Annotated in this window: 12 protein-coding genes and 1 pseudogene; 9 read left to right on the top strand and 4 right to left on the bottom strand. The window is 49.6% G+C overall.

Going from position 1 to position 13573, the window contains the following annotated elements:
• Window positions 1-69 precede the first annotated feature (69 nt).
• The 8 genes and pseudogenes from yihX to yiiF all read left to right on the top strand — a co-directional run bounded on the left by yihX (window position 70) and on the right by yiiF (window position 6557).
• Entirely contained in the window at window positions 70-669 is a 600-nt protein-coding gene (gene yihX / locus HEN33_RS11360) for a glucose-1-phosphatase (RefSeq protein WP_001315111.1), read from the top strand.
• On the top strand, window positions 663-1535 hold the full coding sequence (locus HEN33_RS11355; protein ID WP_032185608.1) for a virulence factor BrkB family protein: 873 nt from the start codon (window positions 663-665) through the stop codon (window positions 1533-1535). Before yihX ends, HEN33_RS11355 begins: the two co-directional genes overlap by 7 nt.
• Window positions 1532-1969, top strand: a complete 438-nt coding sequence (gene dtd, locus HEN33_RS11350; RefSeq protein ID WP_000560978.1) for a D-aminoacyl-tRNA deacylase — start codon at window positions 1532-1534, stop codon at window positions 1967-1969. The genes HEN33_RS11355 and dtd overlap by 4 nt, the downstream gene beginning before the upstream one ends.
• Before the next feature lie 44 nt (window positions 1970-2013).
• On the top strand, window positions 2014-2955 hold the full coding sequence (gene fabY / locus HEN33_RS11345) for a fatty acid biosynthesis protein FabY (protein WP_001297068.1): 942 nt from the start codon (window positions 2014-2016) through the stop codon (window positions 2953-2955).
• Window positions 2956-3369: 414 nt separating this feature from the next.
• Window positions 3370-4257 (top strand): annotated as a pseudogene (locus HEN33_RS26955) (hypothetical protein); the annotation flags it as partial.
• 12 nt (window positions 4258-4269) lie between these two features.
• Window positions 4270-5184: a transposase gene (locus HEN33_RS26330; RefSeq protein WP_342367202.1), complete on the top strand. Its 915-nt coding sequence runs from the start codon at window positions 4270-4272 to the stop codon at window positions 5182-5184.
• Between the two features lie 694 nt (window positions 5185-5878).
• Complete coding sequence (locus HEN33_RS11335; RefSeq protein ID WP_000178566.1) at window positions 5879-6097, top strand: ribbon-helix-helix domain-containing protein; 219 nt, start codon at window positions 5879-5881, stop codon at window positions 6095-6097.
• A 217-nt stretch (window positions 6098-6314) separates the two neighbouring features.
• A complete protein-coding gene (yiiF, locus tag HEN33_RS11330; protein ID WP_176262982.1) occupies window positions 6315-6557 on the top strand; it encodes a protein YiiF in 243 nt (80 codons plus the stop codon).
• A 330-nt stretch (window positions 6558-6887) separates the two neighbouring features.
• Here yiiF and fdhE read toward each other — a convergent pair whose 3' ends face one another.
• Genes fdhE through fdnG form a run of 4 tightly spaced genes read right to left on the bottom strand, consistent with a single transcriptional unit; the run spans window position 6888 to window position 12411 of the window.
• Window positions 6888-7817, bottom strand: a complete 930-nt coding sequence (gene fdhE, locus HEN33_RS11325) for a formate dehydrogenase accessory protein FdhE (RefSeq protein WP_000027715.1) — start codon at window positions 7815-7817, stop codon at window positions 6888-6890.
• On the bottom strand, window positions 7814-8449 hold the full coding sequence (fdoI, locus tag HEN33_RS11320; RefSeq protein ID WP_000829013.1) for a formate dehydrogenase cytochrome b556 subunit: 636 nt from the start codon (window positions 8447-8449) through the stop codon (window positions 7814-7816). Before fdoI ends, fdhE begins: the two co-directional genes overlap by 4 nt.
• Window positions 8446-9348 carry a formate dehydrogenase O subunit beta gene (fdoH, locus tag HEN33_RS11315; protein ID WP_000331377.1) on the bottom strand — a complete coding sequence of 301 codons (903 nt, stop codon included), beginning with the start codon at window positions 9346-9348 and terminating at the stop codon, window positions 8446-8448. Before fdoH ends, fdoI begins: the two co-directional genes overlap by 4 nt.
• Window positions 9349-9360: 12 nt before the next feature.
• Window positions 9361-12411, bottom strand: a complete 3051-nt coding sequence (gene fdnG / locus HEN33_RS11310) for a formate dehydrogenase-N subunit alpha (protein WP_015953878.1) — start codon at window positions 12409-12411, stop codon at window positions 9361-9363.
• A 193-nt stretch (window positions 12412-12604) separates the two neighbouring features.
• Between fdnG and fdhD the strand changes: the two genes are divergently transcribed.
• Window positions 12605-13438 (top strand): formate dehydrogenase accessory sulfurtransferase FdhD, encoded by an 834-nt coding sequence (gene fdhD, locus HEN33_RS11305; RefSeq protein ID WP_000753612.1) that lies wholly within the window; start codon window positions 12605-12607, stop codon window positions 13436-13438.
• The last annotated feature ends 135 nt before the right edge of the window (window positions 13439-13573 follow it).

The raw sequence follows: 13573 nt of genomic DNA, 5'->3' as shown, positions 1-13573 counted from the left end.
CCTGACCACATAGCCAAACCCATCCTTTCCCGCTACAGTTAATTTCTTGTGGCGCGAAAGGAGGCAAAAATGCTCTATATCTTTGATTTAGGTAATGTGATTGTCGATATCGACTTTAACCGTGTGCTGGGAGCCTGGAGCGATTTAACGCGTGTTCCCCTGGCTACGCTTAAGAAGAGTTTCCACATGGGCGAGGCGTTTCATCAGCATGAGCGCGGGGAAATTAGCGACGAAGCGTTCGCAGAGGCGCTGTGTCATGAGATGGCTCTACCGCTAAGCTATGAGCAGTTTTCCCACGGCTGGCAGGCGGTGTTTGTCGCGCTGCGCCCGGAAGTGATCGCCATCATGCATAAACTGCGTGAGCAGGGTCATCGTGTGGTGGTGCTTTCCAATACTAACCGCCTACATACCACCTTCTGGCCGGAGGAATACCCGGAAATTCGTGATGCTGCTGACCATATCTATCTGTCGCAAGATCTGGGGATGCGCAAACCTGAAGCACGAATTTACCAGCATGTTTTGCAGGCGGAAGGTTTTTCACCCAGCGATACGGTCTTTTTCGACGATAACGCCGATAATATAGAAGGAGCTAATCAGCTAGGCATTACCAGCATTCTGGTGAAAGATAAAACCACCATCCCGGACTATTTCGCGAAGGTGTTATGCTAAAAAACATTCAGGACAAAGCCAGGCACCGTACCCGTCCGCTATGGGCCTGGCTAAAACTACTCTGGCAACGCATTGATGAGGACAATATGACAACCCTGGCAGGTAATCTTGCCTATGTGTCGTTGCTCTCATTAGTGCCGCTGGTTGCCGTTGTTTTTGCGCTTTTCGCCGCTTTTCCCATGTTTTCGGACGTCAGTATTCAGTTGCGTCACTTCATTTTTGCCAACTTTCTGCCCGCAACTGGCGATGTTATTCAGCGATACATCGAACAATTTGTTGCCAATTCCAACAAGATGACCGCCGTTGGGGCGTGTGGGCTGATCGTCACAGCATTATTGCTGATGTACTCCATCGATAGCGCATTGAATACCATCTGGCGCAGTAAACGAGCGCGACCAAAAATTTACTCGTTTGCCGTGTACTGGATGATTTTAACGCTGGGGCCGCTGCTGGCAGGGGCCAGTCTGGCGATCAGTTCCTATTTGCTCTCCCTGCGCTGGGCGAGCGATCTCAATACTGTCATCGACAATGTGCTGCGTATTTTTCCGTTGCTGTTGTCGTGGATCTCCTTCTGGTTGCTGTACAGCATTGTTCCAACTATCCGCGTACCTAATCGCGACGCGATTGTCGGCGCGTTTGTCGCCGCACTCCTGTTCGAAGCAGGAAAGAAAGGTTTCGCGCTTTATATCACCATGTTCCCGTCATACCAGCTCATTTACGGCGTGCTGGCGGTGATCCCCATTCTCTTTGTCTGGGTCTACTGGACATGGTGTATCGTCTTGCTTGGCGCGGAAATTACTGTCACTCTCGGGGAATACCGCAAACTAAAACAAGCAGCTGAACAAGAAGAAGACGACGAACCATGATTGCATTAATTCAACGCGTAACCCGTGCCAGCGTCACCGTGGAGGGAGAAGTGACGGGCGAAATTGGCGCGGGACTTTTGGTGTTATTGGGTGTCGAAAAGGATGACGACGAACAGAAAGCAAACCGTCTGTGCGAGCGCGTGCTTGGCTATCGCATCTTCAGCGATGCCGATGGCAAGATGAATCTCAACGTGCAACAGGCGGGCGGCAGTGTGCTGGTGGTTTCCCAGTTTACCCTCGCCGCAGATACCGAACGGGGGATGCGCCCAAGTTTCTCCAAAGGCGCATCACCGGATCGCGCAGAGGCGTTATATGACTATTTCGTCGAACGCTGCCGTCAGCAAGAGATGAACACGCAAACAGGACGCTTCGCTGCGGATATGCAGGTATCGCTGGTCAATGATGGCCCCGTGACATTCTGGTTGCAGGTATGAGCCAGCTTCCAGGGTTGTCACGGGAAACAAGAGAGAGTATCGCTATGTATCACCTTCGGGTTCCACAAACAGAAGAAGAATTAGAGCGTTACTATCAGTTTCGCTGGGAAATGTTGCGTAAGCCCCTGCATCAACCGAAAGGTTCGGAACGCGACGCGTGGGATGCGATGGCGCATCACCAGATGGTCGTCGACGAGCAGGGTAATCTGGTGGCGGTAGGCCGACTGTATATTAATGCCGACAATGAAGCGTCCATTCGCTTTATGGCCGTTCATCCCGACGTGCAGGACAAAGGGTTAGGAACGCTGATGGCCATGACCCTGGAGTCGGTGGCGCGTCAGGAAGGTGTTAAGCGCGTGACCTGTAGCGCCCGCGAAGACGCGGTGGAGTTTTTCGCCAAGCTGGGGTTTGTTAATCAGGGAGAAATCACCACGCCAACCACCACGCCGATTCGCCATTTTTTGATGATAAAACCTGTCGCCACTCTGGATGACATTCTGCATCGCGGCGACTGGTGCGCGCAGCTGCAACAGGCGTGGTACGAACATATCCCGCTAAGCGAAAAAATGGGCGTGCGCATTCAGCAATATACCGGGCAAAAATTTATCACCACCATGCCGGAAACCGGCAATCAGAACCCGCATCATACGTTGTTTGCCGGGAGTTTATTTTCACTGGCAACGCTTACCGGTTGGGGGCTTATCTGGCTGATGCTGCGCGAACGCCACCTCGGCGGAACGATTATTCTGGCCGATGCGCATATCCGCTACAGCAAGCCGATTAGCGGTAAACCCCATGCGGTAGCCGACCTCGGTGCCTTAAGTGGCGATCTCGACCGTCTGGCGCGCGGGCGCAAAGCGCGGGTACAAATGCAGGTCGAAATCTTTGGCGACGAGACGCCGGGTGCAGTGTTTGAAGGCACGTATATCGTTCTGCCCGCGAAGCCATTTGGCCCGTATGAAGAGGGCGGGAACGAAGAAGAGTAGCTGATGGAGAGGGGCGGTGTAGCCTCTCTCACTCATTCAGGTCATTTACATCAGCCCCTGACTATTCCGGTTATATTGAATAAGAACGCTATAAATTTTTATTCTTCGTTGGCACCATACGTGTCTTGCTACATCACTGTTCAGGAGCATTTAAATATTATTTGTAGAGGTGAGTGGCAATTATCGCCGATAATGCTTAATTCATCATCTTACTTCAGGTTTGAGCGATTTTTGATAGCCAAAACCCCCTCTGGTGCCATACTTTTCTCATAAATATTTTTAAAATCTATAGCTAACAAACATTATGCAAAGATAATGGACTGGCATCATTGTCAGTATCATTCATTTACTGCTCTGGATGTTATAAATAATTATGTTGCATGTTTGCTCTTAAACCGTGGGAAGGAGGCTGTAATGGTTGCCAATATTAATCTCATTAAACAAGAAAGTTATTCTATTGTTAATTTAGAAAAACAACTAACGAGTAATGAATCACCGAAGCAAACGCTATTAAATCATTTTTCACTTTGCCTTAAAATGGAAGGTGAGGAGCAACTGTGCGATTGTGTTAACGAACTGAAACTCGGGTTGTCGAGTAATAATGAATATGACCTGTTCAAAAATAGAGAAACCTCACTGTGGAAACGCAAAGTACCAGAAAGCGCAGCGCTGGCAATGACGGGAACAGTATATAAATTATTTGGTAGTCGCTTACTCAACGCCCGCAATCAGTTAGATAAAAACCTCCTCGAAATGGCTATGCAAATGGTTTATGGCAAAGATATGGTGACAAAGTCAGGGGATATATTGATTGATATACAATTAAATAAGGATGGCAGCCTCCAGAGTAAGCACTACACATTTGATGTAGGTGAAGTTATAAACAGTTATAATATTGACCTCTTTGTGAATGCCTCGAGTATTAATCAAACTTACTTACATGATAAAAAGCCTGGTGACGTTATTAGCCTATATGGCACTTTAGATAACGTTCCTCTTGTAGTAAAGGAATGCACCGGTAAAAATCATCAAATTAACGTTAAAGCAAAGTCGTCACAAGAACGAAGTGAAAAAGTTGAGGATATGTGTGAAAGAATGAGAGGTGGCATCTCTATGTTTAATCACAACACAAAAACAGCTGGTAATATAGAGCATAATTTGCGGCTAAGTTTTCTCGTGGATTCACGACCGTCGATCACCAATAAATACTCAGCCAAAGATGTAAGTCCAGATATACTTACATTGCCCGTCAACGTATATCATGCAGATTTTAAAATTAAAATCAATAACGAAGTAGAGAAGGCTTCGTCAATTGTGTTATGTGCTGTGCAAAAAAATCTCCATGCAGCAAGGAAGGTTCTTAGCGGGATAATAGGAAATGTGCCAAAAAATAATAAACCAAAAACAATCATTTTTGATTTACGTTTTCTTAGCGCAATTAAGCAGAAAGTTTTTTTTGGCAATGAAAAACCGTTGTTTGTAAAACATACCGCAATGATGAGGGAGGCATGCCAGGATTTACCGCAGCCAGTGGAATATATTCCTTTAGACTGTGAAGCGCATAGCCATCGCAGCGTCGCCTTTGCCAAAACCGTGGTTGCACCTATCATGGTGACAGGTGTGGGCGCTGCTTTAATGTATGCAACATCATCAGGCCCGTATTATGCGAAAAGTATTTCTGACTCTCCGGATATCGAGATGATAAAAAATCGTATGGCTGGATTATTTAACCACATGGGTAATTCTGTACAAACAAAATATCGGCCGGTTTTTGATAAATGGAATGAATTGGTAGATAAGTTAAACCACGAAAGAAATACAGTACCGTTTGCGTGTTTGACCACCATTTTAGCAACAGCGTTAAATGAACCCCCTGAGGGGGATACGAATGTTGCCGTTGTGATGGGGTGTAAATCTGCGAAAGATCGCACGATATCCATTGTCCTTGGCAACTCGATGTTGCAAACACTCATTGACAAACGCCTCGCCTATGGTGGAGAAATTGAAAACCTTTTTGATCAACAGGGATATTTTAGTTGCGAGTCATTAACAGCTGAAGAATTAATGATGTTAAAAGACCTGTTTGATATTCGAATTCTTCATGTCTCTAACAAATTCAATGTTGGTTTGCAAGGTAATATCAACACGGATGTTTTACAAGATTCGTTTTTTAAAAATGTCGATTTCATTCATGAATCTAACTCGTATACCGTAGGGATGGGAGTCTGAAGAGTAAAACTCATTTGAATTACCAGAATTCGGCCAATGCATTGCAAAAATGACATATAAAGAGAGAAGTGTGCAGGCACTTAGCCGCGAGGGGCATGGTTATGCCATACAGAAAGCACCAGTATTCAGAACTCCTGTGAAAGCGGCATAGTGCCGCCTGCTCAGGAGTTTTACTATGACCCGTAATCGTGCTTAACGTTACCATCCTATGATTCGATTAAAAAAACTCACCGTCGCGCTGATGATTGACGTCAATGCTATCGGATGATACCGGGGTGTTCCGGAAGGAATTCCTTGTTTCCCGAACTGTTACCCACAAAATTATAACGACGAGCAAGTAAAGACCGGTTGGCGGCAGCATTGACCGGTCTGTGATGGATGTTAAATTTCACCTTAAATCCTGGTGCTGTTAGGATGCTGACGTTTTTCGGGTACACCATTCAGATTATGCAAATGAAGACCCAATCAAAAAATAAATATCCCTGAATATAATATATTTATAGCACCCATATCTCATCCTGGGCGATAACCAAACCATTTTTGATTAACAAATGAAACAACTGCAACGTTCTTATTATTTCTGGAAAACGTCTCGCAAAAACAAAACAGCATGCAAAAATCCGCTTTTTTTAAATGATTTTTCGGCGTAATTTTCGCACATACATTAATGAGTAATATATGTTAGGTGGTGGCAATGACGATGAATACGGTTTTTCTTCATTTATCAGAAGAGGCAATTAAACGGCTGAACAAGCTTAGGGGCTGGCGTAAGGTTTCACGATCTGCAATTTTACGCGAAGCGGTAGAGCAATATCTGGAACGTCAGCAATTCCCGGTGCGTAAAGCAAAGGGAGGCAGGCAAAAGGGGGAGACAGTGGGTGTCGATGATCAGTGTAAGGAGCATAAGGAATGACAAAAAATTTTTTATTCTTGAATATAAAAAACCAGATCCCCTTATTCTGGTATTAATACAAGGTTGTTTTACTTGAACTTCTAATAATTGCAACTGTTACATCATATCTGGAAAACGCCTCGCAAAAATAAAAGTGATACGTAAATGCACTTTCTTTAAGCATTCGACAAAGGTACTTTTCTCTCCATAGATTCAAAATGATATTGGCGAGATATTTATGAACTCTCTGGCAGGTATGGATATGGGCAGAATTTTACTCGATTTATCGAATGAGGTGATTAAGCAACTTGATGATCTTGAGGTGCAGTGTAATCTTCCTCGTGCGGAACTATTACGGGAAGCGGTAGACCAATACCAGGTAAATCAATCGCAAACAGCAAGAACCAGTGCTTTTGGCATCTGGAAAGGATGTGAGGAAGATGGTGTCGAATACCAGCGTAAGCTGCGCGAGGAATGGTAATGGGAAAAAATGATATCAATCAGATTGCTGACAACGTGCGAGTTGTTCATGCCGGATGCGGCGTGAACGCCTTATCCTGCCCACAAAGTCGTGCAAATTCAACATATTGCAGTTTATTGGTAGGCCTGATAAGCGCAGCGCATCAGGCAATCTTACGCTTGTCATCAGTGACATACCAATAACCTTATCGATGTGTTGGCGGGAAGAATGAGGCCAAACAGGCACTAACAGCATAGTCTTGAATGGGTAACGCGGAATACGAGAGATGGTGTCGTCATACCCTATGAACTGTAATCCGGGCGACCAGCGCCACCCGGAAAACGTCAGAGATTACTCCCCTTCACCCGGAAACAGGAACGGGTTGATGGAACTGCGGGCGTAGCCTTCTTGCTCCATTCGCGCATCCAGTACCAGAGAGGCGAGGTCATCTGCCACGGCTTCAACTTTCGGCTCTTTTTCCTGATAAAGAATCTTCAGGTAAGTGCCGCAGTCATCGCAGCTTTCGGCTTTAATCGCGGCCTGTTCGTCATCCAGCGACCAGTAATGCAGTTTGCCGCTCTGTTCACAATTGCTGCATTTTACGCGCACTACGTGCCATTCGGTTTCACACAGGTTGCAGTGCAGATAACGCAGCCCCTGAGTGGTGCCAATTTGCACCATGCTGGACACCGGCATAGAACCACAAACCGGGCAATATTGACGTTGTTCGCCATATTCAGCGCGGGCTTTGCCGGGGATCAGATTGGCCATCTGCGCCCAGTAGAGCGACAGTGCGGCCCAGATAAACGGCGCTTTATCGCTGCTGACGGACGAGAAATCAGAGGCGAACAGCGCGCTGGCCATATCTTCCAGCTCCTGGCTTGATGCCTTCTCCAGATTCTCAATCACTGCCAGCGCGGGGCCGCTCATTTCAGGTTTCAGCTCAGCAATCATTGCCATCAGCAGCTTTTGCCAGTGCTTATCACGCGGCAAAACGTGAATATCCAGCGGTGGCTTGCCCTGTGCGCTGGCTTCTTTAATGCGCGCGGTCAGATCCATCTCCAGCGGATGGTCGTACAGCACCACTTCCTGGGCGTGGGCGATAAGCGCAGCAAAACGCAGGTAATCACCCAGCGGATTATTTTCTGCCAGCTCGCGCAGACGCTCGGCGCGGCGGTTGTATAAATTTTTGAGCCGAGGGAACAATAACGGCGGAATCATATCCGCCGTACGTTTCTCGCTCGAACCCAGCTCATCTTGCGGGATTATGCGAATACTCATTCAGCTTTCTTTTCCGTTGTCTTGCGGACCTCACGGTACCAGCGTGGGTGATGTTTCTTCGCCCATGCGCTAGTAACCCATCCTTCCACCATGGCGGTAATCGTGCCTTTCACCCAAAGGGCGGCGTAGATATGCACCATGATAACCACAATTAACGCCACTGCGGCAAATGAATGCAGCATTAACGCGAATCGGATCACCGGGATTGAGAAAGCAGGCGCAAAATAAGGACGCCAGATAATCACGCCGCTCACCAGCAGCAGAACCAGGAAAATAATCGCCGCCCAGAAAACGCATTTCTGACCGAAGTTATAACGCCCGGTATCACCTACTTCCTCGTTGACGACGATCTTACGAATATTCTTCGCCCAAAAGATATCATCCCGATTGATTAGGTTGTGATGCCAGTAACGGAAAAACATGATGATGAACGAGGCAAACATAACCACGCCGACAAACGGGTGCAGAATGCGCGCCAGCTGCGGTGTGCCCATGATTTGCATCAACCAGTTGAAGGAAGGGAACAAAAAGCCCAGCCCGCTCACCGCCGCCAGGATGAAGCAGAAGGCGGTGATCCAGTGGTTGATACGTTCCGGCGCGGTGTAGCGCACGATGGTGTCACGTCGTTTCATTTGCGCTCCTCGTCTTTCTCTTCGTGCAGATTATTCTCTTCCTCATCCGCACGGTTCGGACCGACACCCACGTAGTGGAAGATACTGGCTGCGAAGGTAGCCGCAAAGCCAACAGCTGCGAGCGGTTTCCAGATGCCTTTCCAGAATTTCACGGTTTCGCTGATTTCCGGGTTCTCCGGCAAGCCATGATACAGATTTGGCTTGTCAGCATGGTGCAGCACGTACATAACGTGTGTACCACCCACGCCTGCCGGATCGTACAGACCCGCATTGTCGTAACCGCGAGTTTTCAGCTCCGCCACGCGCTCGCTCGCCAGCGTTTTCATCGACTCTTTCGTACCGAAGTGAATCGCGCCCGTTGGGCAGGTCTTCACGCAGGCCGGTTCTTGCCCAACCACCACGCGGTCAACGCACAGCGTACATTTATAAACGCGGTTGTCTTCCGGGTTGAGGCGCGGAATGTCGAACGGACAGCCCGCAATGCAATAACCGCAACCAATGCACTGCTCGGACTGGAAGTCGACGATACCGTTGGCATACTGAATAATTGCCCCTTCCGCCGGACACGCTTTCAGGCAGCCTGGATCGGAACAGTGCATACAGCCGTCTTTACGGATCAGCCATTCCAGTTTGTCGTTCTGCTCCACTTCCGAGAAGCGCATCACCGTCCACGATTTGGCGCTTAAATCATTGGGGTTGTCGTACACCCCAATGTTATTGCCGACGGTATCGCGAATGTCGTTCCACTCTGAACACGCCACCTGACAGGCTTTACAGCCGATACAGGTGGTGACGTCGATGAGTTTCGCCACTTCTTCCTGGAAGTCCCGCGCCTGAGGCGCGGGGGTCAGACCGTTAGTCGCGGAACGACGAATGATATCTTGAGATTGATAAGCCATATGTCGTCTCCGTTACACCTTTTCCACATTCACAAGGAAGGACTTAAACTCCGGCGTCTGCGTGTTCGCATCACCGACGAATGGCGTTAACGTGTTGGCAATAAAGCCTTTTTTCGCAACACCTTCATAGCCCCAGTGAATCGGAATACCGATGGTATCGATATCTTTGCCGTTCGCTTTCAGCGTGCGAATACGTTTGGTCACCACCGCTTTGGCTTTGATATAGCCACGGTTGGAGGAGACTTTCACGGTATCGCCCTGGGCAATGCCAAGTTTATTCGCCAGCGACTCCCCGATTTCCACAAACTGCTCTGGCTGCAAAATCGCATTCAACAGCGCGTGTTTGGTCCAGTAGTGGAAGTGCTCGGTCAGACGATAGGTGGTTCCGACATACGGGAACTTATCGGCTTTACCCAATGCTTCGGCATCGTCTTTAAAGATTCGCGCAGCCGGGTTCGAGATAACGTTTGGATGCAGTGGGTTAGTTCCCAGCGGCGTTTCAAACGGCTCGTAGTGTTCCGGGAACGGACCTTCCGCCATCTTATCGAGGGCAAACAGACGCCCCATGCCTTCCTGCTGCATGATAAACGGCCCGACGCCACTGCCCGGAGGCGCTGCGCTGTAGTCCGGAATATCCCAGCCGGTCCATTTGGTGCCGTCCCATTTCAGCAACTGACGCTTCGGATCCCACGGGTTACCCTGCGGATCTGCGGAGGCGCGGTTATACAGAATGCGGCGGTTAAGCGGCCATGCCCATGCCCAGCCCAGCGTGTTACCGAGGCCAGACGGATCGGCGTTATCACGGCGCGCCATCTGGTTGCCTTCCGGCGTCCAGCTACCGGCGAAAATCCAGCAGCCACAGGAGGTGGTGCCGTCATCGCGCAGTTGAGCGAACGAGCTGAGTTGTTGGCCTTTCTTGACGATAACCGCCCCGGTTGCCGGATCGGTAATATCGGCCAGCGCCTTACCGTTGCTCTCCATCGCCACTTCTTCCGACTTCGGCTCATGCGGGATGGCGTAGTTCCAGGTCATGTTCAGCACCTGGTCCGGGTTCGCGCCACCCTGTTCGGCGTACATCTTGCGCAAGCGCAGGAAGATACCGGAGAGGATCTCGCCATCAGTCAGCGCAATCCCCGGGGCGTCCGCACCTTTCCAGTGCCACTGCAACCAGCGACCGGAGTTAACGATTGAACCGTTCTCTTCCGCGAAGCAGGTCGATGGCAGACGGAACACTTCGGTCTGGATCTTCGACGAGTCCACTTCGTTCAGCTCACCGTGGTTCTGCCAGAAGTTAGAGGTTTCAGTGTTCAGCGGGTCGATAGTGACGAGGAACTTCAGTTTCGACAGACAACCGATCACTTTGTTTTTGTTCGGGAATGAGGCAACAGGGTTAAAGCCCTGGCAGATATAGCCATTGACCTTGCCCTCTTTCATCATCTCGAAGTATTGCAGGACGTCGTAGCCTTTATCCCACTTCGGCAACCAGTCAAAGCCCCAGCTGTTTTCTGCCGTCGCTTTATCACCAAAGAAGGCCTTCATCATGGAGACGAAGAATTTCGGGTAATTGCCCCAGTAGTTAACCTGGCCTTCCAGCAGCGGTTTCGGCGTATTGGCGGCAAGGTAGGTTTGCAGATCGGTCTGCTTCTCGCTTGGCAGCGTCATGTAACCTGGCAGGCTCTGCGACAGCAGCCCCAGGTCCGTCAGCCCCTGAATGTTGGAGTGACCGCGCAGGGCGTTAACGCCGCCGCCTGCCATCCCCATATTGCCGAGCAGCAGCTGGATCATCGCCATCGTTCGAATGTTTTGCGCACCAACGGAGTGTTGCGTCCAGCCGAGCGCGTAAAGGAACGAGGCAGTTTTATCGTGAGCACTGGTTTCGGCGATGTATTCGCAGACTTTCAGGAACGCGTCTTTCGGCGTACCACAGATGTTTTCAACCACATCTGGCGTATAACGGGAAACGTGCTGTTTCAGCAAGTTCCACACGCAGCGCGGATGTTGCAGCGTGGTATCGCGTTTGGCGAAGCCGTTTTCGTCCAGCTCGTAGGTCCAGCTGGATTTATCGTACTTGCGTTTTTCCGCGTCGTAGCCGGTGAACAGGCCATCTTCAAAGCCGTAATCCTCACGCACGATCAGGCTGGCGTTGGTATAGGCTTCGGTGTATTCGCGGTTGAATTTTTCATTGTTCAGCAGGTACAGCAATACGCCTGACAGGAAAGCAATGTCAGTACCGGAACGAATAGGGGCATAGTAGTCAGCCACCGCCGCCGTACGCGTAAAGCGAGGATCGATCACAATCAGCTTCGCGCCGTTGTGAATTTTGGCTTCCATCGCCCAGCGGAACCCGACCGGGTGTGCTTCAGCGGCGTTACCGCCCATCACCACGACGAGGTTGGCGTTCTTGATGTCGACCCAGTGGTTGGTCATCGCACCGCGACCAAATGTTGGAGCAAGACTTGCTACCGTTGGTCCGTGTCAGACACGCGCCTGGTTGTCGACCGCGAGCATACCCAGCGCGCGGGAGAATTTTTGCGTTAAATAGCCGGTTTCGTTACTCGACGCGGAAGCACACAGCATCCCGGTGGAGAGCCAGCGGTTAACAGTCACGCCTTCGGCGTTTTGCGCAATGTAGTTAGCATCGCGGTCTTCTTTCATCAGTTTGGCAATGCGATCAAACGCCTCTTCCCAACTGATTTGCTGCCATTTATCAGAACCTGGCGCACGGTATTCCGGAAACTTCAGACGGCTTTCGGAGTGGATGAAATCCACCAGGCCAGCGCCTTTCGGACAAAGTGCACCGCGGTTGACCGGGTGATCCGGGTCACCTTCGATATGGAAGATAGATGCTTTGGCGTTTTTTGCTCCGTCACCGAGGCTGTACATCAACAGCCCACAGCCTACGGAACAATAGGTGCAGGTATTACGGGTTTCGCGGGTGCGCAGCAGTTTATACTGCCGGGTTTCCGCGAGTGCTACGCTGGGTGCAAAACCCAGTGCCGCTGCCGTGGTGCCTGCCATACCGCCAGCGCAGATCTTAAAGAACTGCCTTCTGCTGACCTGCATGGATTGCTCCTTGTTTCGACATTGTCACGTCCCATTTACATTCGCTTGCTGCGTGTGCAGGGAGTGGGAGTTATTTTTCTTTGCGGAAGGGGCCGCAAAGGTCCAGAATTGGCTCAATTTCCCTCCATCCAGGAAGGGTTTGTAACAGAATACCATAATGTTGGTGTGTGTGTTCTTATCCGGTTAATAGAAAGTGAAAAAAACACAGCAAAAAGAAATCAAAAATGTGACAAATGTCACAGGTGTTCGTCAAATTGAGTTATGGCGGCGTGACGATTTACAACACCCACGGTTAGATGAGGTGGCGGAAGAGGTTCCCGTTGCGCTGGTCTACAACGGCATTTCGCATGTGGTGATGATGGCGTCGCCCAAAGACCTTGAATACTTTGCGCTCGGTTTTTCGCTTTCCGAGGGGATTATCGAAAGTCCGCGCGATATCTTCGGTATGGATGTCGTTCCTTCCTGTAATGGTCTGGAAGTGCAAATTGAGCTTTCCAGCCGCCGCTTTATGGGGTTGAAGGAGCGTCGTCGGGCACTGGCGGGACGTACGGGATGTGGTGTGTGCGGCGTGGAGCAACTTAATGACATCGGTAAACCGGTGCAGCCGCTGCCGTTCACTCAGACATTTGATCTCAACAAACTGGATGATGCATTACGCCATCTCAATGATTTCCAGCCAGTGGGGCAACTGACTGGTTGTACTCACGCCGCTGCCTGGATGTTGCCATCTGGCGAACTGGTAGGCGGGCATGAAGACGTGGGTCGCCATGTGGCGCTGGATAAACTGTTAGGCCGCCGGTCACAAGAAGGGGAAAGCTGGCAGCAAGGTGCGGTGCTGGTTTCCAGTCGTGCCAGTTATGAAATGGTGCAAAAGTCGGCGATGTGTGGCGTAGAGATTTTGTTTGCGGTGTCTGCCGCGACCACACTTGCTGTAGAAGTGGCTGAGCGTTGTAATTTGACGCTGGTGGGCTTTTGTAAACCGGGTCGGGCAACGGTTTATACCCATCCGCAGCGTTTGAGTAATTAATTAAAATAAGTCCTGCGATATATATTAAATTGCAGGACTTATTCATTTCGTGAATTTTATCGTTTTATTTATAAACAAAACGCGTGTAGTGGCATTTTCTTTTTTCCTTTATTATGTTTACTCTCTTATCTATAT

It is taken from the genome of Escherichia sp. 94.0001 (genome assembly GCF_013369155.2).
Taxonomy (GTDB): Bacteria; Pseudomonadota; Gammaproteobacteria; order Enterobacterales; family Enterobacteriaceae; genus Escherichia; species Escherichia coli_F.
This window is presented reverse-complemented; position numbering and strand designations above follow the sequence as displayed.